This window comes from Kibdelosporangium phytohabitans, assembly GCF_001302585.1.
Taxonomy (GTDB): domain Bacteria; phylum Actinomycetota; class Actinomycetes; order Mycobacteriales; family Pseudonocardiaceae; genus Kibdelosporangium; species Kibdelosporangium phytohabitans.
This window is the reverse complement of the sequence record NZ_CP012752.1, coordinates 3,737,495-3,762,274: the sequence shown is the minus strand read 5'-3', so window position 1 is coordinate 3,762,274 and position 24,780 is coordinate 3,737,495. Positions and strand designations below refer to the sequence as shown.

Genomic DNA, 24,780 nt, shown 5'->3' with positions numbered 1-24,780 from the left:
CGTCAGCTGAACGCGTCACGCAGGCTCGCGACGAGATCGGCACGGGACTCGACGCCCAGCTTCCGCATAGCGCCGAACAGATGTGCCTGTACGTCCCTGCGGGACACCTCGAGCTCGGCGGCGATCTCGGGATACGAACGCTGCTCGGCGAACAACCTGACAGTCGAACGCTCCACATCAGACAGTGACGCCCACCCCGGCGGGACCGGCCTGTTCGCCGGTACGCTGTCGACTCCGAGCGCGCGCATCAGCGTCATGGCCCGGTCGACGTCGACGGCGGCGCCCAACTCGGTCAACACCGGCAACGCCTCGGCGAACGTCAGCTTCGCCAACGTGATCCGGTCCTGTTCGGCGAAGGCCATCGCGGCGTCGACCAGAGCGGCGGCCGATTCGACTGACCTGCCGGCCTCACGCAAGCGCCAGCCGACGTCGAGCAGGGCGTCCGGATCCCGGTCGAGCAGCCCCTGGCACCAGCGCAACGCCGCGTGCGCACGGGCCGGGACAACTTCCTTCGCCGCCTCGGACTCGCTCACGCGCATGGCCGCGGTGACGCGGTCCTGATCGCCTGCTTCCAGTGCACGCCGCACGATCCCGGGCAGCCACTGGTGGCGCGCCATCGTCAGGTCGTACTTCGAGTGGAGAATGGGATCCAGCGCCGCCAGCTCCGCGTCGGCACCCAGCCGGAAGCCGGTCTCCACCGCGCGGGCCATCACCAGGAAGTCGCAACTGTCCGGATCTATGCCCGTGACAAGGGGATCCGACTCCACCGCGCGCAGGTGTGCCCGCAGTTGGGCCACGTCTGCCCGGCGGGCGGCGATCAGGGCCGCGACGCCGTGCCGGAACAGCGGTGACTGGGCGGACAGGCGGTGCACCTGGCCGCCGTGCTCCGGTCCGGCGAAGCCGAGGTGCGCCAGCGCGTCGTCCCAGCGACCGAGCCAGTAGTAGTGCACCGCGGTCAGGATGTGCGGGCGTCCCGCGGACGGCTGCAGGCGATCGCCGATGTAGCGCATCCTGGCCAGCGTGTGCGTCGCGTCGTCGAGCCGGTCCAGGTTCTGCAGCGAGATGACGCGGCTGTCCAGCAGGCCCAGCTGGGAGTGGACGAGGTCGGTGCTGCGCTGGACGAACTCCAGCGCCCTCTCGGCGTATCCCAGCGCGGCCTGGTGGTCGCGCCGCGCGGTCGCGAGGAACCACAGTTCCTTGTACGCCTCCATCGTGGCCGTGGGATTCGCCGTGCTCATCGCGTGCCGCAACACGATGCTCGTGGCCAGCTCCGCCGCCGCGAGCTCGTCGGGGCCCCGCTCGAACTGCGCCCGCAACGCCTCGTACCTGGCACGCCAGACCGCGGGGACCGTCGAATCCGCTGCCGCGGCACGCAAATTGTCGCCGGCCTTGCCGGCAGCGCCCGACATGTAGTCGAGGAAGCCGACGATCCACCGCATTTCGGCGGCGTACTCGGGATTGCTGGTCGCGTTCAGCACGGTTTCGGCTTCGGTGCGCGGTTTTCGGCCGAGCCGGAACGCCAGCCGCACCCGGTGCACCGCCAGCGCGTCGTGGCGTTCCTCGTCGCCCGACGTGCCCGCGATGACGTGGTCGAGCAACTCGAAAGCGGTCACCGGGTTCCGCGTGGCCACGGCGGCGGTGTTGTCCAGCACCCATCGCACGGTCCACGCGTCGACCGGAGCCACGTCGAGCAGCTGCGCCGCGACTCGTTCGGCAGGCACACCGGCTGCGGCAAGCACCTCGGCGGCCTCACGGCGCAGCGCGGCCCTGAGTTCCGGACGCAACTCCTCGACCAGCACCGTGGGCAGGACAGCGTTGCGGAACGCCAGACGCTGGCCGTCAGCGTCCAGCATGCCCGCCGCGACGGCTTCCGCCACGCCCGCGACGAGATCGGTGGGAGAGGCGCGCATCAGCACCGCGAGGTCGCCGAGGTCGAACCGCTCGCCGAGCAAAGCGGCCGAGCGCAACACGTCCTGCGTCTCCGCGGTGAGCAGGCCGAGCCGCCGCCTGGCCAGGCGGGCCAGTTCCGCGTCGAGCCCGGCCCGGTGGCGGGAGTCGAGATCGGCGGCACCGGCCACGAGACGCAATGCGCGGGCGACCGTCACGGTGTCCAGCAGCTGGTTGACGAACGACGGGTTGCCGCCCGCGACGGCCAGCAGTTCCCGCAGTCCGGGCCCGCACGGCGCGTTGAACCGCCGTTCCACCAGCTCGTCGACGTCACGGGAGGTCAGCGGCCGGATGGTCCGGAATCGGCTGCCGGTCGCGCCGAACGTCTCCCACAACCGGATGGGACGTGGCCGGGCCGGCAGGGCTTGGAACACGCCGATCAGCAACAGCGGCAAGTGCTTGGTCAGCCGGTGCAGCCGCTCCCAGACCAACAGCCCGTCGTCGTCGAGCGCGTGGAGGTCGTCGACGACGAACACCAACGGCCGCGTCGCGCAGAACTGGCCGACCTGCTCGGCCGGGTCCGGCTGGCCGGACAGCGAAACCCAGGCGACCGTGTACGAGTCGTCCGGTTCGGCGAACGCGGCGGCGACCAGCGCCGTCTTGCCGACGCCTTGGACGCCGTCGATCGCGGCGCAGTCGCCGTGGCCGTTGAGCAGGCGGCGCAAACGTGAACGCAGCCAGGCGAGATCGCCGTCCCTGCCGACCAGGACCGGCGGCGGGGCAGGACGTGCGTCGGCTGACAGCGTGATGATGTCCGGACGCGGCGTCCAGACGCCCGCGGTGACGGCGTCCGGTGTGATCGGCTGCCCGGCCAGGATGGCCTGGTGGATCCGCCGCAGCGCCGGGCCAGGTTCGATGCCCTGCTCGTCCAGCAGCGTCCGCTCGGTTTCCTGGTAGAGCTTGACGGCTTCGGCACGCCGCCCGGACTGGTTCAACGCCACCATGAGCAGCCCGCGCGTGGTTTCGCGGGACGGGGCCGCGGCGACCAGTTCGGTGAGCGCCGGGACCGCCTTCTCGTGGTCGCCACGGATCAGCAGCAGCGCACTGCGGCGCTCCACCGCGGTGATCCGGCTTTCCTCCAGACGGGCACGTTGCATCCCGGCGTACGGCCCGGGGACGTCGTGCAGGGGTTCGCCGTGCCACAACGCGAGTGCGGCGTCGAGCGCGTCGACGGCGGCCGGGAGGCGGCCGGTGGCCCAATGTCGCTGTGCCTGCTCGTGCAGGGCGGCGAAGCGTCGCTCGTCGAGCTGTTCCTCGGGCAGCCGCAACGAGTAGCTGTTCTGGATCGTCACCAGCACTGTGGCGTCGGTGCCCTTGCCACGCTGCGGTTCGAGGGCCTTGCGCAGGTCGTGGATGTAGATGTGCAGGATGCCGACGGCCGTGGCCGGCGGGCGCTCACCCCAGAGGCCGTCGATCAGCTCGGCCTTGGAAACGGTTTCGTTCACCCGCAGCGCGAGAGCGCTGAACACGGCCCGGCACCCACCGCTGCCGAGCTTGACCTCGTCGTCGCCCAGCCACGCGCGGACGGGGCCCAGCAGCTGGACGCGCGGGAGAGGCGAGCGCGAGATGCCGAAGGCGGCCATTGGTCAGATCCGTTCACCGAGCAGGTAGGTGCGACAGCATCGTGGAGCCACCCGGATCCTATAGGCTGTAGTCAGCTACTTAAAGGGTATAGGATGGCCGGGTGGTTCGCGCTTCTCTCACTCCGGATTCGGTGATCGCCGAGGCGATGGCCCTGGCCGACGCGGACGGCTTCGAGGCCGTCACGCTCTCGGCCGTGGCCCGCCGTCTCGGCGTGCGGACACCGAGCCTGTACTCGCACGTCCGGGACCGCGACGCGTTGCTGGACGGCATCCACGCGGTCGCGCTCGCCGAATTCGCCGCCCGGGTCGCCGAGGCGATCGCGGGACGTGCCGGACGGGACGCGCTCGAAGGCTTCGCCGCCGCGCACCGGCGCTACGCGCGGGAGTCGCCCGGCCGGTGGCAGTCGTTGCAGCGGCGCGCCGGTGAGGCTGTCGTGCGGTCGGACGCCGCACGGAAGATCGTCGCACTGACCGGCGCGGTGCTCCGCAGCTACCCGCTGCCGCCGGACGAGCACGTCCACGCCGTGCGAGTGCTGGGCAGCACGCTCAACGGCTTCCTCGCCCTGGAACGGACCGGGAGTTTCGATCACAGCCACCCCTCCCCTGACGTCTCCTGGCGCAGGACCATCGACGCGCTCGACGCGCTCCTGCGATCCTGGCCGGTCGACTCCGAAAAGGACACCACGCAACCGTGACCGCACCGGCACCTGCACCTGCACCACCCTGACGAAACACGCTCGACGGCTCGCACCAGCTGATCGGCGAACGGTTCGCCCGCGGCGAGCCGAGGTCGCCGTCTTCAACGATTCGCGATGTCCCATTGTCCGCGCACCAGATCAGCGACGGCGGCGGTCCTGCTCAGGAATGGCGAGTGCCTGCTCTCCCAGGTCTCGGCCGTCGCGCACCGAGCGGCGAAGCGGGCGACCAGCGGAGCGGCGATCGAATGGTCCTCGCTCCCCGGCGATGTAGATCGATGGCGTGTCGTGCCAGCTCACGCGGCTCGGTGCGGCCCGGAAGATGGTGAGCGGCTCCGCTCGCAGCAGCTCGATGGCCCGGGTGGCGGCGGGCTCGTCGACGTCGCCGTAGAGCTTCTTGCGGGCGTCGGCGAGGTCGAGCCGGATCTGCCCGTCGCTGCCGGGTATGCCGATCAGCCCCTCGGCCGGGGCGCCGGTCGCCCGCTCGACCTCGTCGAGCAGCTGGGCGGGTGATTCGCCGACGTCGAGGATCCAGCTGTTGAGAAAGATCAGTCTCGCCGCGCCACGAACGGTGCCGGCGGCCACACCACCGAACGAGTGCCCGACCACCAGCGGCGGCCGTTCGGAGACAGCGACGATGTCCTCGGCCAGAGCCGTGCTCTCGGTCAGCGACAACCGGTACAGATCGGGTACTTCCACGCTCAACGCCTGCGAGCGCAGCAATCCGGCGAGGTCGTCGTAGTGCGCCGGTTGGTGCCATGCTCCGTGCAGGATGATCACGTCGGCCATGACCGCCGGTTCCTTTCCCTGGCTGTCGTTTCAAGGATTGAGCGTGTACTCCGTGGACGCCCGAGCCGCCGCCCGGGTTCATGAACGGCGCCGGACGGCGGCTGCCACATCAGACAAGGGCCGCAGCGACGGCCGGCTGCCCGGTCCTGGCCAGCTTCTGCGCGCGGCGGGCGAGGATGATCATGACAGCGGGGGCGAGCATGTCGTAGACGAGGATCCCGCCGGTGTTTCCAGGAGCGTGGTCACCGTTGGCGAACCACTGGTAGACGTGCCCGACGACCGCGCCCCACAGGAACATCCCGGCGCCGAGGCCGATCGTGATCCGTTCCCTGGCCGACGCGGAGACGGCACGGAAGCCCAGCACAGCGAGCCCGAGGTTGGCGAAGGCGATTTCGAACTCGAACGGGGTGCGAGCGAAGCCGATCGTCTCGGCCATGGCGTCCGGGACCGCGAGGAACGCGATCACCAGCCACAGGCTGCCCAGGCCTAGTGCGCTGACGGCCCACCACCGCTGGAAGGTTTCCAGCCGCGCCAGGCGCGAAGTGCTGTGCCGGGAGCGGATCGCCGCGCCGACGACCGCCGCTAGCAGCCAGATCAGGGGGAAGGAGGTCTGTCCGAGGTATGAGATCGTGTCCATGGATCGAGTCTTGCTCCGTTAATATTAACTTGTCAAGATTCAGGGTATGCTCCTGCTCGTGGACGACGGGCTCGCAGACTTGTTGCATCGTGTGGTTTTCCTGCTCGGAGAGGCCGCGCGGCGGCGCGGCGGCGACTCGGGTGATCTGACTTACAGCCAGATGCGGCTGCTGGGCACGCTGGAGGAGATCCAGCCGGCCACCCAGCACCAGCTGGCACTGGCGCTGTCGGTGTCCGACCCGGCGATCAGCCGTGCCCTGCGCCCGCTGGAGGCGGACGGGCTCGTGCAGATCCGCGTCGACCCGGAGCACGCGCGGCGGCGCCTGGTCAGCCTCACCGAAACCGGCCGCAAGGCCTTTCACACGAACGGGAGACCGCTCTACGACGCACTGCGCGACGCCCTGCTCGCGGCGGACTTCCCCTACGAGCGCTACCTGCGCGACACAGCCCGGCTGGCCGAGATCCTCGAACCCTGACCGCCAGGACCGGCGCGGTCGTCGAGGAGTCGAAGAACCGCTGGGCGGCGAGGCACCTCGCCATCGGCTGACAGTGCCCAGCGACCCCCTCGGGCCCCGATGAAGCGCACGAGTTCCTTCTCGCCGGGAGCATGTCGTACAGGCTCTCGGGCTGACCGGCGAATAGCCCTCATTGTCGGGATCGGCGACGAGCACCGGCATCGCGATCCGCAGCAAGGGAACGTTCCCCGCCTCGACCAAAGGACCTGCGCCATGGCACGCACCACCCGCCTGCTCACCGCGAGCGCGCTGACCGCCGGCATCGCCTTCATCCCGTTGCAGACGTCCGCGGCCTCGAGCGCGATGTCTCGCAGCCAACGGCACCTGCACCGACCACGCGTTCCAGGCCTCGTTCACCGGGCAAGCCGGTCTCGCACGATGGGTGGCCATCACCAAGAGGGCGATCAGTCCACTTCGGATCACCGGCCGCTCCGCGTTCCGCGACGGCGACAACATCGCCGTGACGTGGACGTTCAGCGGGACGTTCACCGGCAAGACGCCGTTCACCCCGCCGGACAACCCAGCCGGGCGGTCCTTCTCGGTACCCGCGACCTCGGTGATCGCGATGCGCCACGGACGCGTCGGCTCGGTCGACGACTACTACAACCTCGCCGACATCCTGCGCCAGGTCGGGCTGCCCGCGGGACCGTTCACCCCGCCGGGCGCGTGAGAGGTTATACCTGGACCGATCGGCACCGGTGACCAAGGAGCGACCGGTGATGACCACCGCGGCACGGCTGAACGTCAGCGACGATTTCCCCGCCCTGCTCGAGCGGATCGACGAACTCGGCCCGTCCATCGAGGCGAACGGACGAGGCCGAGGAGCTCGGCAGACTCACCGACGACACCGCTCAGGCGTTGCTCGCGGCCGGGCTGGTACGCGCCGGTCTGCCCAAGAACCTCGGTGGTGACGAGTTCTCTCCACGCCAGCTGGTCCGGACGATCGAGCGGCTCAGCTCACAGGACGCCTCGGCGGGCTGGACGATGCCGGCGCTGCTGATGATGACGGGAACGACCGCGGCCTACCTCGGCGACATCGCGGCGGCCGACCTGTTCGGCGACGTGGCGAGCGGCGACCACGCCCTGCTTTCCGGCCACGGCACCAGGCCCGGCCGGGCGGTGCCGGTGGACGGCGGCTACCTGGTGAGCGGCGGCTGGCAGTTCGCCTCCGGAATGGCGCTCGCCACCCACATCCACAGCCTGGTCCTGGTCCTGGTCCTGGTCGAGGGCACCGGGGAACCCAGGATCCTGGCCATGCCCGACGTGTTCGTCCCGGAAACGCACACCTACCCCGCCGCGACGATGACTCCCGTCAACGGCGGAGCGATCTACCGCGCCGGAGTGGTGAACATGTCCGCGATCGTGCACACCGGCTGGGCGCTCGGCGTCGGACGACGTCTGCTGGGCGAGTTGAAGCTCTACGCGCAGAAGAAGTCCGGAACGCACAACGCCGCCGTCGACACCGCGCAGTTCCACGCCGAATACGCGACTGCCGAAGCGAAGCTGCGCGCGGCGCGAGCGTGGGCGCTGCAGGTATGGCAGGACAATGAGGACACTTTGGACTCCGGCGGGATGTTGAGCACCGATCAGGAGACGCAGATCCGGCTGGTGCTCAACCACGCGACGTGGACCGCGTACGCCATCGGCCAGACCGTGCATCGCTGGGCCGCGACGACGGCGATCCGGCGCGGCCCCGTCGACCGGTTCCTGCGTGACCTCGCCACCGGCACCCAGCACGGCACGTCGGGCCCGGTCGTGCTGCAGAACTGCGGGAAATGGCTCACCGGCGCCCAGCCCGGGGCACGCTGGGAGTTCCTCGACCTGGTGCGGTGATCTCAGCAGCCCGGTGTGGTCCAGCAGAACGGGATCGGCATCACGGGTTGACCCCCAGCCACGGATCGAGGGCGAGTTTGCCACGGGTCCGACCCGCTTCGAGTTGCCGCAGCACAGCGGCTCCTTCGGCCAAGGGGTACACCTGCGGGCGGCCGGGCGGGTAGACGCCGTCGGCGATGAGCGTCTCGAGCTCGCCGAGCAACTCCCGGTAGAGCACGGGGGCAGCGGTGGCCATCACGCCGATGTGCAGGCCCTTCACCTGGACCTGGTGGGTGAAGACCAAGTCGTGTGTGGACAGAGTGGCATCGCCGGACGCGGCTCCGTACACGACTACGCGCCCGGTGAAGCGTTTGGTGACCGCCAAGCTGGCGTCGAACGTGGCCTGCCCCACCGATTCCAGGGTCAGGTCGACCCCGCCGGTCAGGCGCATGATCTGCGCCGCCAGATCCGGGCGCGCACTGTCCAGAACCTCCTCCGCCCCCAGTGCTTGCACAGTGTCGTGTTTGGATGGTGACGCCGTGGCGACCACGCGTGCACCGTAGTGCCGAGCGAGACGCACAGCGGCCTGCCCCACACCTCCGGCAGCAGCGTGGATGAGCACGGTGTCCCCGGTTTTGACCTCCCCCAGCGGCTTCAACGCCGCCAGGGCGGTCGCCCAGTTCAGCACGAGGCCGAGCGCCTCGGCGTCGCTCCACCCGGACGGCACCGGCAGGACACCCGCCGCTTGCATCGTCATGAACTGGGCGAACGCACCCGGGCCCGCACCGACGACGTGGGTGCCGAGCGGGAGCGGGTGCTCGACGTCCGGCCCGACGTCCACGATCTCGCCCGCGGCTTCGAAGCCCGCGACGTAAGGAGCCCGCGGGCCGCCTCCGTAGGTTCCGCGGGACTGCATGACGTCGGCGAAGTTGACCCCGGCCGCACCGACACGGATCAGGTATTCGCCGGGACCCGCGCTGGGACGGCGCTGGTCAGCTGTGAGAGCCAGCCCCGCCGGCCCTTCGTGGGACCGCTGGACAAGTGCGTTCTGCTTCATGCGGGGAACGTACGAACTTCACACTTGTGTCAAGGTCAACCAGTTGTGCGCCGGGCCTCATCCAGGTAGGCGTCGAGCGCCGCCTGCTGGTCGCTGAGAAGGGCGATCCGCGCCGCGAGCCGGTCGCGGTAGCTCTGCACCTCGCGCAGGAACTCCGCGTCCACGGCGGAGTTGCCGGGCAGGACGGCCCTGATCAGCCGCAGCGGCAACCCGGACTCCAGCAACGAGCGGATCACCACCACCCGGTCGATGGTGGACTGGCAGTAGTCGCGGAACCCGTTGCTGAAACGACCGGGGACGATCAAGCCCTCGTCCTCGTAGTGCCGCAGCGACCGCGCGCTCACGCCACTGGCCTCGGAAGCCTCGCCGATCCTCATACCCGGAGGCAACGCCCGGCGGTGGGTCGCTCATTCCGCCGCGACGAGATCCAGGATCCGGTCGATGACCAGCTCGGGACGCTGCATGGTCAGCGAGTGGCTGGCCTTGGGCACGATCTCCGCGCGGACGCGGGGGTTGAGCTTCTCGACGCGCGCCGCGACCTCACTCGCGCGGTGGATGACGCTGCGTTCGCCGAGGATGAGCCACGTCGGCACGTCGATCGCGCGCAGTTCGTCGTCGGTGAACACGTGCTGCGGCGGAAGGTGGGACTTGTACTTGAGGCCGCGGAACAGCAGCGGGCGGAAACTGTGCCGCACCTCCGCGCTCCCCGGCGCCACCCGGCGCAGGATCGCCGCGGGCAGCAGCCACTGGAACATCTCGGTGAGACTCCACAGGATGAAACGCGCGCCGATGACCCTGAATCCCGCCGGTTCGAACGCGATGACGCTGGCAAGCCGGTCCGTGGCACGAACGGCCTGGCTGAGCGCGAGGAACCCGCCACGGGAGAGCCCGACGAGGTGGACCTCGTCGTGGCCGAGGGCCGTGAGCACATCGTCGAGCCACGCGGCCATGTCGTCGTCGGTTTCCAGCGCACGGGTCTGGATCGAGCGTCCCGGCTCGCCGATCGCGTCGATGGCGTGGACCGTGTGCCGCGCGGCCAGCTCGGCGACGTACGGGTACCACGACAGTGAGGTGCCCATCATGCCGGCCAGCAGCACGATCGGCGTGCCCTGCGCGGTGCCGCTCCGCCGGACGCGGGTCGGGCCGTACCGCGTCTGGACGTCCAGTGTCTCGGATGCGACCGGCCACTTGAGCGCGAGCGCCTCGTATCCGGCGAAGTAGTGGTCCTCGGCCTGCTGGTTGACGAACCTCCCGAGCATCGTCCCTCCCCATTTTTTATAGTGCACTTGCACCATAACACTTCGTGGTCACGCAGGCCAGGAAGTCGGATGTGGCACAGTGATCACGTGCCGAAACGCGTTGACCACGAGGAGAGAAGGCGCGAGATCACCGAGGCGCTGTTCCGGATCGCCGCGACCCAGGGACTGCAGGCGGTGACGTTGCGTGCGGTAGCTGCGGAAGCCGGCATCTCGATGAACCTGGTGCAGTACTACTTCGCCACCAAGGAGGAGATGCTCAGGTACGCATGGCAGCGCGTCACGGAGCTCAGCGGCGAACGCGCCGGGAAGATCATCGCCGAAGCACTGAAGACCGGCGACGAACGCGCGATCCTGCGCGCCTGCCTGCTGTGCGTCCTACCGGCTGACGAACGCAGCCGCATGGTGTGCGCGGTGCAGATCGCCTACTTCGCGGTGGACGTCACCCGAGGCAGCCAAACCCAGGACCAGCAAGCGATGTTCCCCAACCTGGTGCGCGTACTCGGCGAGCAGATCCAGCAAGCCCAGGCACACTCCCGCATCCCGGCACACCTCAACCCGCGGCTGGAAGCCGGCACACTCGCGACCATGGCCTCCGGCCTGATGAACGGCATGATGGTCGACGTCCACAACCTGGAACAGGCGACCGAACTCGTCGACTACCGGCTGGGGCAGCTGTTCACCGACCGGTGACGGCCCAGCCGGCGCAGGACGTGACCTCGAAGCCCCGACTGGGAAAAACGGCGTCCATGAAGAAATCGTGCATCGCCTCGTCCCCGTCAGCACACCCATCCCGCAGCACGGTGATGCCGTAGCCACGGTCCGCCGCGTCGTAACACGTCGCAGCCACCATCGCACTCGTCGCAACCCCCGCGACCGCAACGGCATTCACCGCACGCGCCCGCAACACAAGGTCAAGGTCAGTGCCGGCGAACGCACTGGCCCGCCGCTTCAGCACGACCACGTCCTCATCGGCGACGGGAAGATCGATCTCGATGCCGGGCGATCCCTCGTGAAAAGCATCCCCGGCGTCGAAGAACGACCTGTACAACCCGTTGCCCGGGACAAGATCAGCCCCGTTACCCCTGAAGGCGAAGCGCACGAACACAACCAGCACACCCGCCTCACGAGCCCTCGGCAGCAGGTCGGTCACCGGCGCCACCACCTGCTTGGCGAACGGATAGCTGCCCGTGATGCCCCGCTGCAGGTCCCCGATGATCAACGCAGTGGTCACAACAGGCTCCCGTCCCCATGGTCAACCGTGCGTTGATCACGCTACCCGCCTGAACCGCCGACGGGTTGAGATCCGCATTCACCGCCAGTCTGGACGTAAAGCTGCCGAGCGTGTCGTAGTTCCAACCACACCCTGCGTCGTTCCGGCGAGAGCTGCCCGTCAGACCACGGTCCTGATCCGTCCACCAACAAGCACGTCTATGACAGGACCAGCCGTTCCGCCATCGTGTCGTTGTAGAAGTAGCTCACGACATAACTGTCACCAAGCTCGGAAGCGAGCCGTTTGGCCAGCTCCTCGCCAGCCTCGACGAACCAGGGCATTGGTGAGGCATGTACAACGAATGTCAAATACGAAGCCCGGCATGAAGCTGTCGATGCGCTGAAGTGCACGGGATACGAACTCAGTTTGGAGTTTCGCGGCGAAACCGTGGCGCCCCGCAAGGCCTGGAAGCCGATCAGGCTGCCCATCGACCACGCGGTCCCGCACAGCGCCGAGCCGGCGAGGAAAAGCACGATCGAACCGAGGAACGAGCGCCTGCGGCCGTACAGGTCGCCGAGCTTTCCCCAGATCGGGGTCGAAACGGCCGTGGTCAGGACGTAGGCGGTGACGACCCAGCAGATGTGCCCGAGCCCGCCGAGGTCGCCGACGATCGTCGGCACGGCCGTGCCCACGACGTTGGTGTCGAGGACGGCCAGCAGCACCGCCAGCATCACGCCGAACAGGGTCTCCGCCACGACGCTGCTGACGCAGTTCCCCAGCAAGGAAGCCCTCGTGTTCGAGCGGGATTCGGAGGTCGGGGCCGGGCGCATCGCCGCGGTCGAAGCCCGTCCGCCCGGAACCTCGTTGCTGGACGCTCTCCGCGAGCACACGCGGGGCCCAAGTCGCGTTCGAAGCCCAGGGCTCCGAGGACGCCGACTTCGGGGAACTCGTACGCAACACACCGGCACTGGTCGAGTACTGGCGCAAGATGTGGATACGCCACGAGGACCCCTTGCGCCGCGCCATCGCCGCCGAGGTCGGTGTCACCGAGAACGACCCGCGGTGCGCGGCGCTCGCCCACTTCACCCTGGAAGCGTCAGCGCTCGCCCGGCAGGCCGACGACCCGGACCGCGCCCTCGACGCCGCGTTCGACCTCCTGGCGAACGGCTGGGAAACCCGTGCCTAAGGGGCGACGACGACACCGGCCCGGAGTTCGGCCTCGGCCGTCAAGTCGGCCAGTGCCCAGCGGTGCTCCCGAAGCAGGCCAGGCGTTCGCATCCTGGCGGCCAGCCATTCGGCGATCGCGAGCGGCGGGGTGTGGGCCCACAGCCCGATGGCGTTGCGGGCGGCCGGATGCGTGGGCGAGTGCGTCAGCAGCGGCTGCCATTCGCCGATGTACGCCAGTCCGATCAGGCGACCGATCTCCACACTCGGGTGGGCGTCCGCAGTGGGGAAATTCCGCAGCAGCTCACGGGTTTCCACTGACTCCAGCTCCAATGTGGACAGGTATCCGGCCACTGCCAGTGCGTCGCCGAGCTCGGTGTGCTCGATGACGCCGTGCCGCGCCGAGCCCACCCGGGTCGCCGGGCCCGCCAGGCCGGGCAGCTTCGCGAGGATGACGGGCAGGGCCTCGACCAGACTCACGGTCGCGGCCGCGCGCATCCAGCGCGGCGAGAATTCCATGGACAGCAACTGGGTTCGGGTTGTCGTGCTGAACGAGTGGCTGGGTCCACGGGCCGCCGACCGGTGGAAGTCGTGGCTCGCCAAGGCGTCCAAGGCCAGCGGCGGATTCGTCTCCAGCAGGGCTTCGAGGTCCGCCAACGATCCTCTTGACCTGGCCAGTGCCGTCACCCACGGCCAGCGGTGCCGCTCGGGGAGGCCGCGGGCGGCCAGTTCGGCTGCCGCCGTCCACGCCAGGCGGACGCCTGTGGTGCGGTCGGCCGTGAAAATGGCCACCAGGAGCGCCGACAGCGGTTCGATCGTGTTCGCGTCGACGTGCTCCAGCAGGCCCGTGAACAGCGACTCCGCCGCGTCAATCGTGTCCCGGCTGACCTGGGCCGCCGCGATCAGCAACTGGTGCGCCGCGACTGTGGGTTTGGTGGACGCGAGCATCCGCGCGGAGCGTTCCGGATGGTCACGAAGCAGGCAGTGGGCTGCTGCCAGTTCGTCTGTTCCGGGTGGTTGGCTGGACAACCGTTCGTCGACGAGGCTGACCAGTGCCGGATCCGCGTCGAACGCGAACCTCTGGCGCAGCAACCAGGACACAGGTTCGTGTTCGGCCAGCTCCGCGATCAGGTCATGACGTTGCCGGGCGAGCACTCTGATCTCGGCCATCGCCGTCTCGGCGCGCATCGATCTGTCCAGATCGGACAGACGGTCGCGGGCGGCGGACCGGTACGCCTCGGTCAACGAGTCCGGCAGCGCCGTCCCGAGTGCGCGCAGTGCTGCCATGGCCCTCGACACCTGCTCCCAGTCCGCACCGGCCCGCACTCGCTCGGCCGCCAACAGCTCCAACCCCGGAACTCTCTTGATGCACAGTACTTCCAGGGCCGTGGTGACGAGCTGTGGCGGCGTGGGGCGACTGAGCATGGCGCGAAGGCACGCGGCAAGGGCTTGCGTTCTGTCCCGACGCTGTTGGCCTGACAGTGCTCGGTGGTGCAGTTCGGACAGGGCCAGCAACGCGACCATTCGGCCGTGCACAGCCACGTCATCGTCAACGGCCACCGCCATCAGGGATCGGTGGTCACCAAGCTCACACAAAGCCTTGGCCGATTGCCATGCCGCCGGACCCGCGTCGGCGTCGGTAAGTGCCGTACGCAGTTCGTCGGTGAAAGCGGGAAACCGGAGCCGGGCTGTCCAGAGCAGGCGTGCCGCGAACACGGGGTCGGCCGGCGCCACGGTCCGGACGATGTCGAGCACGGCGGCGGCAGGAGCGTCGATCGCGAAGCACACGAACGCCTCCTGCCAGTTCCTCTGAAACATCCGGCAACGGGTTTCGCTCGGCCCGGCGGCGATCTCCTCGGCCCGTCGGACATCCAGCGCCGAGAAGGCCAGCTCCTTGGATGCCTGGAGCATGTCCACCGGCAAGCCGGCCTTGATGCGGTCCGCGATCGCGCGCAACGTGGCCGGGCGCCCCGGATTGGTTCGCTGCCAGCCCGGATCCGCCAGCAACTTGGCCAGCATGTGGTCGGCGTCCGGGCCGCTCATCACACCAGGAACCAGGGCGCGGTGCAGGAAGGCCCGCATTCCCGCGACATCCAGCTCGGGCAGCCGCACTGAAGGCCAGCCCGCCGGCGCGGTCCTGCACACGAACAGCACGGGCACCTTGGGGTACCGCTGTCGCAGGTCGTGCACGTCCGCCAGCACAGTGCCGCCGAGCTCGTCGACACCGTCCACGATCAGATACGGCACCCCGAGCACCAGCTCGTCCTCCGACAGGTCCGCCAAGGTGTCCAGCGTGACCGGTAGCCAGGCGGGCGAGGTCGACCCGGAGTCGAGCACCCGAGCGGCCAGGCGATGGACGAGTTCCGCGGCTACCGTGGACTTCCCGCTGCCAGGTGCGCCGACGAGCGCCACTGTCCCGCAGGTGAGCAGATGCTGCACGACGTCAACGACCCGACCGTCCACAGTGACAGTGAGCGGGACGTAGTCCCTGTGCGCCTGGGCAAGCCCGGCCATCAACTCCTGGGCTGCGGACCCCTTCGTCTCTCGCACCAGCCGGTCCCGCCACGACCCGGTGCCGGGAAAAGCTCGTGCTCGAACAAGGTCAGCACAGAGTGCCACGGCTGCTTCCTGCTCACCCGGCAGAACCTCCGCCACTTGGTGAAAGACCAGCGCCGGGTTCGTCCAGTACTGGAACGGGTTCTGCGCACTGAGCCACTCGGTGACGACAGCACCGATCGCCGCTGTGGCGCTGAGCTTGGCGGGTGACTGCAGATCACCGGTCCACTTCAGGGTGCGGTGGGCGGCGAGCAGCAAATGCGTCAGGTAGTCCGTGCGCCACGGAACCCGCCCCACATGGGAAGCGTGGGCACGCCGCCTGACGGCGAGCAGAACGCGGAACGCGGCGTGCAGGCTCTCGTCCAGCAACGGAAGGCACGCGGATTCCGCGGGTACGCCAAGCGAGATCATCTGCGTCGCCAGCGCCAGGACTCGTTGCAGGGTCAGCACATCCAGGTCCGCGAAGACGTCACGGACCAGCCCGGCCTCCAGCCAGCAGAAGTCGGCCTGCTGGTGCCCGTCGATCGACGTACGGGCATAGTCGATCACGCACGCACGGCTGCCGGAAAGCATGATGTTGCGCGGGTTGAGATCACCGTGCACAACCGACAAGGCCCGGCCTTCCACGGCCTGTGTCAGCGCGTCGGGAAGTGCCTCGAACGGATCACCTGCCCGGTCAAGCACGGGAAGCTCCGCCCTGCGCATCGCTCCACGTGTCGCGACGATGGTCCCTCGCGCGGTGATCTCGGAGTCACGACCCCACTCCGCGAGCCGGTCGGGGCTTGCGCGCAGCTCCACGGTGATGTCGTCGCCGTCCGCGAACAGCACGTCGTCCCGCCAGCGCGGTTTCAGGTTCTCCAGCACCACGCGGCCCGTGATGTCGTCCGTGCCGCACAGGGTGCGCTGGAGGACCTCGTCGGCCGGTACGGAGTCGGCCGTGACGTCGTGCAGTTCCAGAACCAGGCTGGGGCCGAGAGTGGGATTCGACGACCGCAGCGACGTGGGTATCTCCCGCACGGTCGACCTGTTGTGGAACACGTGCGCGATACCGGCGAGCAGGTCTTCGACCGCTTTCACCGCCGTGTCCGCCGCGTCCGGATCGGTCAACGCCGCACGGGCGAGGTCCTCGAAGGTGCGGACACCGCCGCCGGGGTCTCCGGTGAACTGGCTCGCGTGGTCGTAGACCAGCGCGGCGTCCCCCGTGGCCTTGTCGCCGCGGACCACGTCCGGGGTCGCGGCGAGGATGGGCGCGCACAGGGCGTTGGCGTAGACCAGTTTGTGGTACGCACGCCACTCCTGGGCCAGTTCCCGCACCGGCCCGAACTTCACCACGTGCAGCAGGCGGTGGTTGTGCCTGCGCAGGACGGCTTCGACCACCAGCACACCGCTGCGCCCGCCGTGCAGCACCCGGGTGACCTCGATGTGGCCCACCGGGTCCGGCCAGTCGACCCGGCGCAACGCCTGCCGCAGCTGATTCCGGCGCCGCTGGTCGAGCGAAACCGGGGCGAAGGTAACTTCAGGAGCGGACACCGGTTCTCCTCTTACCCGCAGGAGATGGACGGATGAACGACGCGACGAGTTCCAGGGCGTGGAGCCACGTCTGCGAGGACTTCGGCCAACTGGCCCGCGACGCGAACCTGTACGGCCTGTCCGGCCGCTGGCGCGCGCTCGTCGACGGCACGCGGTCAGGCGGCGTCTCCGGGTACGACTGGCTGGAGTTCCTGGCGGAGCTCGACGAGTACCGCGAGGCCGAGGAGGACTTCGTCAGCCGGTCCGGCTTCGCCGCCGCGCAGGCCCGTGCGGCGGCCGATGGGGGGTACGTGTGTCCGGCCGGGCTGTGCGGGCGGTACGAGCAGTGGTCGGCGCTGGGGGAACCGCCGCCGTGCGCGTTGTTCCAGCAGCCGCTGAACGTAGTGCCATAGGCGCGGTTCTGTGCCACGGTGGTGGGCGGATGAAGGAGGTGTGGGGCGACACCGTGAGAACACGAAGCCCGGTGCGGATCTCGTTCAGCGCTTTGCTGCGTGTCGTCGATGACGACCGGTATGTCCTGTTCGCCTCGCGCACCCGGCCGGGTGCCTGCGGGCCGCCCGGTGGCGTCTTCAAGTACTTCGCCCCGGCCGCGCGGATTCTGGAGAGCCTGGAGTTCCAGCAGGAACGCATCGGGGTGCAACCGGAACGCGCGCGGTGGGACCTGCGCGGGTTGCTTCCGGCGAGTGCGGTTCGCGAAGTGCAGAAATGGTTTCTCACGGGCGCGTACCGGGAAACGGCGACTGAGTGCCTGCGCCGGGAGCTGCACGAGGAACTGCACGAGGTCGGGCTCGCTCACCTGGCGCCGCAGGCGTCCTCGCTCGCCTTCTCCCACGTCCGGACCGTGGTCGAGGGGCCGCACCCGGTCCACGGCAGGCCGTACTGGCAACTGCGGCGATTCGAGGTCTACGACATGGTGACCGACAGCGGTGACGCATTGCGGCTGCGGGCACGACTGGCCGCCTGCGGCCGGGACGACGCCTACCCGGATGTCATCAGCGCGAATTGGGACGACATCGCGCACGGCAGGCTCGGCAAGGCACTGATCGCTCCGCCGAGCTCGTTCCTGCTCGGCCCCACCCGGCTCGCACCGGACGTCCCTCCCCTGCGGTGAAGCCGATGGACGAAGCGCTGGGCACGGGCGAACTGGTGAGCGGCCGAGATCACCTGGCCGGTCAGGTTCTGTTCGACCGTCCGCGAACGCGACCGGCGGCGGGCCCAGTCGACGAGGCCATCCCCGGCGCGGGCTGCTTCCGCTGGAGTCAGCGGTTCGAACTGGCACCGGTGCCGCGGCGGGCCCCGTTCGTCGCCGCGTACCTGGTGGTCCGGTTCGACGATCCCGCAATCGTGCTGCGGCAGCCGAGCGGGACGAGTGCCGACCCGGCAGTGGTCGTCGCGGTGTCCGAAGTGCCGGGTGGTTACGGCTGGCTGCTGGGCGATCCGTTAGGTGACGCACCGCTCCCCCAGTCCGGTGAGGCGCACGCGGTGGTGCACGCACCGATCGAGACCGTGTCGGTGACCGGTGAGCTGAGGATGGACGTGACCACGCTGGGCCAGGGCTGGCGCGTCGAACGGCGGCACGCCGTCACCGCGCGGCCCGTCCGGTTCACCCTGACCCCACCGGGCGAGTGGACCTCCACTCTGGTGCGGCCCGCCGCGGACAAGGCTGTGACTGGGCGCGCTCCCGCGGTTCGGCTGTGCATGGCCGCGGACACGGAGGCCTACAGCCGGCTCAGCGTCGGCGAGTCCGCCCGCGCGCAGAGCCGGCTGGTCAACGTCCTCACGTACGCACGCGCGTACGCCGGGCTGCGCGAGTCCGACGTCGACATCCAGAGGTCGGGCGACGGCCAGTTCGCGATCCTGCCCGCCGGTGTGGACGAGTCCGTGGTGATCCCCCGGCTGGTGGCCGGGATCAAGGCGGCGCTGGCCGAGACCAACGCCGACCTGAGCGACCACGCACGGCTGAGGCTGCGGGTCGCGTTGCACCGCGGCCACGTCGCCCCGGGCATGAACGGCTGGGTCGGCGGGGCCACGATCGCGGTGCACCGCCTGCTCGACTGCCTGCCGTTGCGCGACGCGCTGGCGCGCGAGCCGACGGCCGACTTCGCGCTGATCGTGCCGGAGGTGCTGTACAAGGACATCATCGCCGACGGCTACGGCGGCCTCGATCCGCGTGAGTTCAGTCAGGTGGACGCCGTGCTGCCGAGCAAGAACTTCGCGGAGCGCGCCTGGGTGCACGCGCCCCGCCGTTGACCTGCTCACCGGCGGAACAGCTTCGGGATGTCGCCGCCTTTGCCCTCCTTGTCGTGCAGGGCGATCGCGGCGCAGCCGACGCTGAACGCCTTGTCGATCGGCCGCCCGGCGGCGAGTGCCTGGTAGAACCCGACGCTGAAGGTGATCGCCGAGCGGTCGCCGATCCGCGACCGCATGCCGATCACGTGGTCGACGTGTTCGACCAGCGCCTGGGCCAGCGTCTCGCTGTGGCACGCGTTCACGATCACGCACCGGATCGTGTCGGCGAACTCCCTGAACAGGGCGGCCATGCCGTCGACCGCGACGATCTTGGCGGCGCCCGCGTCCGTCTCGGCGAGGAACCGGCCGTCCTCGGTGCCGTGCCCGGACAGGTGCACGACGCTCGGGCTGAAGTCCAGCAACGCCTGCATCATGTCCTTCAGGCGCACGGCGCTGTGGTCGTCGAGTTCGAACCGGTCCCGGTCCTTGCCCGCCCGCAGCGTCTCCTTGATCCCCCGCAGCTCCCTGTCCAGGCCGAGCTGGTCGGTCCTGGTCGGATTCGCGGCCAGGTAGAGGATTCGCACCTTGCCCGTCGACGCTTCCGCTGTCCGGTGGACCGCGACGGACACCTTGTGCACGAACTCGGCCTTGTTGTCGAAGGCGTCCACACAGGTCACACCGAGCCCCAGTGGCACCGTCCGGCCGCTTTCCCGTGCCGCCACGGGGAACGTGAAGTGCCCGCGGTCGCCGGGCAGCACCGGTCCCAGCCGCGCAGTCGAGGTGTGCCGTTCGACGCGGCCGGAGAGCGCCACCGTGACCCGTGACAGCGGCGCCACCCCGGTGTTGGTGACGTATCCGGTCAGCGTGTCCCATTCGTCGTACGGCAGCTCGCGCGTGATCAGAGTCAGCTCGTACGACGGCTTGGCCACTGGTTGCGCCACCTTGGGCACGACGCGGAGCACCGCGGCGAAGTCCGTCCGCCGGTTCGAAGTGCCCCAGTGGTCGCGGTAGGAGAAGTTCGTGCTCGTCGCCGTCCACTCGCCGGGTTGCGAAGGCCGGACCTGCAGCTGCACCGTCCGGCTCTCGCCGGGATCCAGCCTGAGCACCTCGATCCGGTCGTTCCCGCCCAGCGAGATGACCTGGGCGGGCAGCCTGAGCTTGAACAGGATCTTCGTGCACGGGCCGGTCCCGGTGTTGCTGAGCCGGACGGTCAGCTCGCCCGGGGTTCCCGCGACGAGCCGGCCGGCGAACAGTTCGGCAGTGATCACGCGGGTTGCCTCACGGCTGTCGTGGTCCTCGGGTGGTAGGTCTTGCGGCAGGTGTCGCAGTGCACGGCCTCCCTCGACCCGCCGGTGTCGAACTCCGTGTCGGCGAAGGCCTCGTCGACCGCCACTGTCCGCTGGTCCTTGCGGCACAGCGGTTTTCCGCAGTGGTGGCAGACCGCGTCGACGACGACGTCCTCGTCCTTGTTCTCCCTGGCGTTGCACTCGCCGCACTTCCAGGACATCTCACTCCCCGTCCAGTTCGCTCAGCTGCCGGTCGATCCGCGTGACCATCTCCTGGTACTCGGCCTTGCTGATCTCCTTGTCCAGCAACGCGTCCAGCGCCGCGTCACGCCTGCGCAGCAGCTTTGCCCGCAGTTCGCCGGTGCTCTGGTCGGGTGCCGCGTGCCGGGGCGCGCCGTGGGTGAACACCTCCGGCTCGTCCTCGTGGACGGCCTGGTGCCGTTCCAGGCGGCCCAGGGTCTGCACGGTGATGCTGCGCAGCCGGTCCCATTCGTTCTCGATCGTCTGTTCCATCTGGTCGCTGGCGTAGGTCCCGTTGACGTTGAGCCGGACCTTGGTGTTGCCCGCCTCGGCGACGATGTCGCCGCCGTGCACTTCCTCGCCGGTGACGGTGATGTGGAAGTTCACCGGGTAGACTCCGTCGTAACGGCGACCGGCGATGTCCCACGCCCGGTTGACCACGTTGGCCTTGCCACCGCCGCGCGGCGGGTTCTCGATCACGCGTTTGACGTAGTAACCGGCGTCGCTCATCGCGTTGGTCAGCTCGACGATGGTGGTGTGGTCGGGGATCACGCCGGGGAAGCCGTGGATCTCCGGGCGTTCGGTGTCGCTGGCCTTGGTGTGGTCCGGCACCACTCGTACGTCCTGGTAGCGCACACCGTTGAGGCTCAACGAGATGTTCGCGGTGACCCGGGTGCGCACGATGCTGTGCTCGCCCGGCCTGCGCCTGCCCATCGGGTGGTACATGTCGACGCCTTCGAGCCCGGACAGCGAACCCTTGAAGGTGGCCTCGATCGACCCGGTGATCGTGTCGGTGAGGCTGATCTCGTCGTCGAACCGCATGGACAGCACCAGCCGCTGACCCGTGCCGGACTCCGGCGAGAGCTGCTTCCACTCGATGCGCCTGCCGCCGCCCTCCGGGTCGATCGCGCCGCCGATCGTCGCCCGGCGGCTGACCCCTTCCACGTTGCCCCAGCCGACCGGGACGAACAGGGTGAGCTGCTCGATCCGGTCCATCTCCAGGCTCATCTCCGCCGACGGCCACTCCCCCAGCCACTGGACTTCGATCTCCAGCGCGCGCCGCGCCGATTCCGGCAGCAGCGACGGCGTCAGCCACAACGGGAACGCGTCGATGCGGGGTGCGCTGGCCAGCCGGTACGGCAGCGTCACACGCCACTTCGCGTCACCGCGGGTGTCCGAAGAGGTCAGGAAGGGGTGCTCGAGCACGTTGCCCTCCAGCGGCAGGACGTTCCCGCTCCGGCCGGGCTCGGTGAACTGCAGGCCGGCCCGGCCGCTGAGCACCGCGTACCCCGCCGAGAACCGCACGGGGTCCTGCTCGGTGAGCCGGAACCTCGTCCGGTAGGCGCGCAGCCGGTCCTGGTCGGGGCGGCCGAACGTCAGGTTCATCGCGATCCGCCCCTCCACGGGCGTCACCGACGTCCGGTAGGTGCCTGCCTCGTCGAGGACGAGATCGCCGCGCACGGTTTCCCGCACGGACACCGCGTCGATGTTCGGCACCACGGGAAGCGGCGGACGGGTGCGGATCATCTCCGCGGTCCGGCGCCGGTCCTCGTACACGGCCGCCGCACCACCGGCCAGCGCCAGCAGCATCACGATGATCCCGGCCGCGGTGGTCAGGAAGGCGAGCAGCAATCCCACGGCGAGGGCGCCAGCGGCGATGTACGCGAACTTGCGCACCGACGGCTTGACCACGTGGTCACAGTCGGAGCAGTGGTAGGGCGACGAGTTCTGTTGCAGCCCAAGGCCTTCGAACTCGCTGGTGAACGGCCGTGAGATCGCGTCGGCGACCTCGGGCCGGTGGTCGTCGCACATCGGGCGGCCGCAGTGGTGGCAGATCACCGCGATTTCGGCGTCGCCGCAGCGGTGGCACCTGGTCCGCGGCGCGCGAGTGTCCAGTTTGATCGACATCGGTTGTCTCCCGGTGGTTCTCAGCGCTGGGCGCGGATCCAGTTGAAGCGGTCACGGATGGCCGAGTGCAGCACGTTCATCTCCCGCGTCAGCGCGGAACTGGCCCTCGGCAGCTCGCCGAGCACGTACACCTTCAGCTCGCCGCTCTCGAAGGAACTCTTGAAGCTGCGGTCCCCCGGCAGTTTCACCAGGCGCTCGGTGGTGTGGTGACGTCCCTCCATGTACAGCATGAGGGTCATCTGGTCGGGGCCTTCGGACCTGTGGGCGTACATCTTCCAGCGATGCGCGTCCGCCGGTCCCAGCGGGTGGTACTCCGCGGTGAACCCGCGGTCGATCAGCGCGTTCTGGATGTCGGCGACGCGCGCGTCCACCGGGATGATCTCGTCGAAGTGCAGGTGCTGGTACGGCACGAAGGTGCGGCGGGCGAAGGCGTCGTCCAGGATCAGCTTCACGTCGCAGTCGACCTCAGTGGACACCTCCGGCTGGTCCCCGGCGAGGTGCCCGGTCGCGTCCATCAGCCTGACCCGGGTACCGGACATCAGGGTGCCCGGCACGGTGATCCGCACCTTGGCGTCCAGGCTGACCTGTTGGTAGAGCTCACCCGGCTGCTCGATCCACAGCACCATGTCGTCGCTGTCGAACGTCACCACGTCGGGGTGGACGTCGGGCTGCCGCGTCATCTCGATGTCGTGCCACTCGAGCGTCCGTTCCACCGGGTTGTAGATCACCGGGACGGCGTTGTCCTCCGGTTTCCCGGATCCCCGCGTGATGTGCAGCGCTTCCAGCGACGTGATCGTCGGCCAGTCCAGCGCGATCCGTTCGATCACCGGCTGGATGTCGTCGGTGCGCCCGCGCCTGGGGATGTTGAGCCGGACCTTCATCACCAGCCACAGGCACGGCTGGAAGTTGGGGTGCTGCGCGATCCGCTCCGGTTCGAGGCGGCCGTGCTGGGCCTGGTCGAGCAGGTCGAGGCCGACGAGGGTGTCCGGGTCGACCAGGTCGATCTGCACTTCGACGGGAACGACCTTGAGCGCGTCCTGTTTGGGCCGGTAGCCGTACTCGATCACGCACGCCGACCGGTCGGCGTGCAGCTCGTCGAGGTCACCGGGGCTGCCCGCGCCCTTGACCGGGATCCAGACCGGCAGCGAACCGTAGTTGTCGTCCAGGCCGAGGGTGTGGCCGAGGTCGGTCTGGTGGTACCCGGCGAACGCCAGGTGCCCGATCAACGCGCTGACCTCGTCGTTGCCGTCGCCGTGGTCCTCGAGTCCGCGTTCGACGTCCGCACACGCCTGCCGGGTGAAGAACTTGTCGCCGTCGTAGGGCACGACGATCTCGACCTCCCCGTCCGGCGGCCTGCTGCGCTGGGTCGACGGGTTGCGGGAGATCTCCTGGGCGTAGTGGTGGAACTCGGTCAGCCGGACCGTCTGCGGCACGGCACGCGCGTGGACGTGTTCACTGGAAACCTGTCCGCTCAACCGCCGGAACACCCTCTTGAACGAGGGTTTCTGGGCGAGTCTGTCGCGGGGACTCGGCATCTGTCGACCTTTCGGGGTGGTGCGAGCGAAGTTCGTCCCAACGGCGGTGCCGCCGACGGGACCGGTCTGGCGGCACCAAGCTTGTGACAGATTGCGACGGTCAACCCCGTACCAGGATGGGATCGCTCAGGAAGCTTCGCCGAACCGGCGTAGCCGGGACAGATCCGTGACGAGCACGTGCCGGTAGCCGCGGTCGATCACGCCTTCGGCCTCGAGCGAGTGGAAGGTCTTCTCCACTGTGCTCAGCGCGGTACCGGCCAGTGCCGCGATCTCCGGCTGGGTGAGGGGGAATCCCAGACAGTGCCCGGCATCGGTGACCTCGCCGTGTTCCTGGACGATCTCCGCGAGCACCCGCACGACCCGGGTCCGTGCCGGACAGGCGACGAAGTCCACCCAGCGCCGGTCGGCCAGCCACAGTCGTTCGCCGAGCGTCCTGGCCACGGCGAGGCACGCTTCGGCGTTGCGTTCGAGGAACTGGTCGAGGTGCGCGCCCGGGATGATCCTCGCGTGCACCGCGGAGCACGCGATCACCTGTGCCGTGCGCGGGCGCCCGTCGGCCGAGGTCATCTCGTCCAGCAGGTCGCCAGGACCGCGGATTCCCACCAGGACACTTCGCCCGTGCGCGGTGTTGGCCACCACCTTCACCGAACCGCCCAGCAACAGCACCGCGTGACGCGAGTTGTCCGTCAGCCGGATCACCTGCTGCTGGGCCTCGTAGCTGACCAGGGTGCCGAGCCTCAGCACCTCGTCCAGTGCCCGGCCGCGCAACCGGCCCAGCAGCGTACGCCCTGGCCATCGCTGGGAATTCACCGGCAGGACTGTGCCCGGC

Annotated in this window: 22 protein-coding genes and 1 pseudogene; 9 read left to right on the top strand and 14 right to left on the bottom strand. The window is 69.2% G+C overall.

The genetic code is table 11. The features are described from left to right. Positions 1-2: 2 nt before the first annotated feature. Entirely contained in the window at positions 3-3,530 is a 3,528-nt protein-coding gene (locus AOZ06_RS17305; RefSeq protein WP_054290344.1) for an ATP-binding protein, read from the bottom strand. A 101-nt stretch (positions 3,531-3,631) separates the two neighbouring features. Between AOZ06_RS17305 and AOZ06_RS17300 the strand changes: the two genes are divergently transcribed. Continuing rightward, the gene (locus AOZ06_RS17300) at positions 3,632-4,225 is read left to right on the top strand and encodes a TetR/AcrR family transcriptional regulator (protein WP_063810054.1); all 594 of its coding nucleotides are present in this window, start codon (positions 3,632-3,634) and stop codon (positions 4,223-4,225) included. Between the two features lie 141 nt (positions 4,226-4,366). Here the strand turns inward: AOZ06_RS17300 and AOZ06_RS17295 are convergent, their stop codons facing one another. Next, positions 4,367-5,014, bottom strand: coding sequence for an alpha/beta fold hydrolase (locus AOZ06_RS17295; RefSeq protein ID WP_054290342.1), 648 nt, complete (start codon positions 5,012-5,014; stop codon positions 4,367-4,369). 109 nt (positions 5,015-5,123) lie between these two features. Continuing rightward, on the bottom strand, positions 5,124-5,651 hold the full coding sequence (locus tag AOZ06_RS17290; protein ID WP_054290341.1) for a DUF6790 family protein: 528 nt from the start codon (positions 5,649-5,651) through the stop codon (positions 5,124-5,126). Between the two features lie 46 nt (positions 5,652-5,697). Here AOZ06_RS17290 and AOZ06_RS17285 point away from each other — a divergent pair, with 46 nt between their 5' ends. From AOZ06_RS17285 to AOZ06_RS17275, 3 genes and pseudogenes are all read left to right on the top strand, one after another. Then, positions 5,698-6,126: a MarR family winged helix-turn-helix transcriptional regulator gene (locus AOZ06_RS17285; RefSeq protein ID WP_218922008.1), complete on the top strand. Its 429-nt coding sequence runs from the start codon at positions 5,698-5,700 to the stop codon at positions 6,124-6,126. A 349-nt stretch (positions 6,127-6,475) separates the two neighbouring features. Then, positions 6,476-6,835 (top strand): annotated as a pseudogene (locus AOZ06_RS17280) (ester cyclase); the annotation flags it as partial. 188 nt (positions 6,836-7,023) lie between these two features. After that, positions 7,024-7,998, top strand: coding sequence for an acyl-CoA dehydrogenase family protein (locus AOZ06_RS17275; protein WP_225954810.1), 975 nt, complete (start codon positions 7,024-7,026; stop codon positions 7,996-7,998). A 40-nt stretch (positions 7,999-8,038) separates the two neighbouring features. On the opposite strand, the gene AOZ06_RS17270 is transcribed toward AOZ06_RS17275, so the two are convergent. From AOZ06_RS17270 to AOZ06_RS17260, 3 genes are read right to left on the bottom strand one after another with little or no spacing between them, the layout of a single operon-like run. Next, positions 8,039-9,034, bottom strand: coding sequence for a zinc-binding dehydrogenase (locus tag AOZ06_RS17270; protein WP_054290339.1), 996 nt, complete (start codon positions 9,032-9,034; stop codon positions 8,039-8,041). Positions 9,035-9,069: 35 nt separating this feature from the next. Next, positions 9,070-9,411, bottom strand: coding sequence for a MerR family transcriptional regulator (locus tag AOZ06_RS17265; protein WP_054290338.1), 342 nt, complete (start codon positions 9,409-9,411; stop codon positions 9,070-9,072). 30 nt (positions 9,412-9,441) lie between these two features. Then, positions 9,442-10,293, bottom strand: a complete 852-nt coding sequence (locus AOZ06_RS17260; protein WP_054290337.1) for an alpha/beta fold hydrolase — start codon at positions 10,291-10,293, stop codon at positions 9,442-9,444. Positions 10,294-10,380: 87 nt separating this feature from the next. Between AOZ06_RS17260 and AOZ06_RS17255 the strand changes: the two genes are divergently transcribed. Then, positions 10,381-10,983 (top strand): TetR/AcrR family transcriptional regulator, encoded by a 603-nt coding sequence (locus tag AOZ06_RS17255; protein WP_054296703.1) that lies wholly within the window; start codon positions 10,381-10,383, stop codon positions 10,981-10,983. Here the strand turns inward: AOZ06_RS17255 and AOZ06_RS17250 are convergent. Both AOZ06_RS17250 and AOZ06_RS17245 read right to left on the bottom strand, forming a co-directional pair. Further along, positions 10,970-11,524, bottom strand: coding sequence for a cysteine hydrolase family protein (locus AOZ06_RS17250; RefSeq protein ID WP_054290336.1), 555 nt, complete (start codon positions 11,522-11,524; stop codon positions 10,970-10,972). The genes AOZ06_RS17255 and AOZ06_RS17250 overlap by 14 nt on opposite strands. A 197-nt stretch (positions 11,525-11,721) precedes the next feature. Beyond that, positions 11,722-12,234, bottom strand: coding sequence for an MFS transporter (locus tag AOZ06_RS17245; protein WP_236952267.1), 513 nt, complete (start codon positions 12,232-12,234; stop codon positions 11,722-11,724). 257 nt (positions 12,235-12,491) lie between these two features. On the opposite strand from AOZ06_RS17245, the gene AOZ06_RS17240 reads away from it, so the two are divergent. Further along, on the top strand, positions 12,492-12,689 hold the full coding sequence (locus AOZ06_RS17240; protein WP_054290334.1) for a hypothetical protein: 198 nt from the start codon (positions 12,492-12,494) through the stop codon (positions 12,687-12,689). Here the strand turns inward: AOZ06_RS17240 and AOZ06_RS17235 are convergent. Then, complete coding sequence (locus AOZ06_RS17235; RefSeq protein WP_054290333.1) at positions 12,686-16,753, bottom strand: hypothetical protein; 4,068 nt, start codon at positions 16,751-16,753, stop codon at positions 12,686-12,688. The genes AOZ06_RS17240 and AOZ06_RS17235 overlap by 4 nt on opposite strands. 32 nt (positions 16,754-16,785) lie before the next feature. Between AOZ06_RS17235 and AOZ06_RS17230 the strand changes: the two genes are divergently transcribed. The 3 genes from AOZ06_RS17230 to AOZ06_RS17220 are packed head-to-tail and all read left to right on the top strand — an operon-like array spanning position 16,786 to position 19,003. Then, the gene (locus tag AOZ06_RS17230) at positions 16,786-17,145 is read left to right on the top strand and encodes a hypothetical protein (protein ID WP_054290332.1); all 360 of its coding nucleotides are present in this window, start codon (positions 16,786-16,788) and stop codon (positions 17,143-17,145) included. 53 nt (positions 17,146-17,198) lie between these two features. Further along, complete coding sequence (locus AOZ06_RS17225; RefSeq protein WP_157233082.1) at positions 17,199-17,864, top strand: SMODS-associated NUDIX domain-containing protein; 666 nt, start codon at positions 17,199-17,201, stop codon at positions 17,862-17,864. Between the two features lie 5 nt (positions 17,865-17,869). Beyond that, positions 17,870-19,003: a hypothetical protein gene (locus AOZ06_RS17220; RefSeq protein WP_157233081.1), complete on the top strand. Its 1,134-nt coding sequence runs from the start codon at positions 17,870-17,872 to the stop codon at positions 19,001-19,003. A gap of 5 nt (positions 19,004-19,008) precedes the next feature. Here the strand turns inward: AOZ06_RS17220 and AOZ06_RS17215 are convergent, their stop codons facing one another. The 5 genes from AOZ06_RS17215 to AOZ06_RS17195 all read right to left on the bottom strand — a co-directional run bounded on the left by AOZ06_RS17215 (position 19,009) and on the right by AOZ06_RS17195 (position 24,761). Further along, entirely contained in the window at positions 19,009-20,250 is a 1,242-nt protein-coding gene (locus AOZ06_RS17215; RefSeq protein WP_054290329.1) for a CHAT domain-containing protein, read from the bottom strand. Further along, on the bottom strand, positions 20,247-20,489 hold the full coding sequence (locus tag AOZ06_RS57830; RefSeq protein WP_054290328.1) for a hypothetical protein: 243 nt from the start codon (positions 20,487-20,489) through the stop codon (positions 20,247-20,249). Before AOZ06_RS57830 ends, AOZ06_RS17215 begins: the two co-directional genes overlap by 4 nt. A 1-nt stretch (position 20,490) precedes the next feature. After that, a complete protein-coding gene (locus tag AOZ06_RS17205; protein WP_054290327.1) occupies positions 20,491-22,416 on the bottom strand; it encodes a hypothetical protein in 1,926 nt (641 codons plus the stop codon). Between the two features lie 20 nt (positions 22,417-22,436). Further along, positions 22,437-23,951: a hypothetical protein gene (locus AOZ06_RS17200; RefSeq protein WP_054290326.1), complete on the bottom strand. Its 1,515-nt coding sequence runs from the start codon at positions 23,949-23,951 to the stop codon at positions 22,437-22,439. Positions 23,952-24,077: 126 nt separating this feature from the next. Further along, entirely contained in the window at positions 24,078-24,761 is a 684-nt protein-coding gene (locus AOZ06_RS17195) for a Crp/Fnr family transcriptional regulator (RefSeq protein WP_063810053.1), read from the bottom strand. Positions 24,762-24,780: the final 19 nt, after the last annotated feature.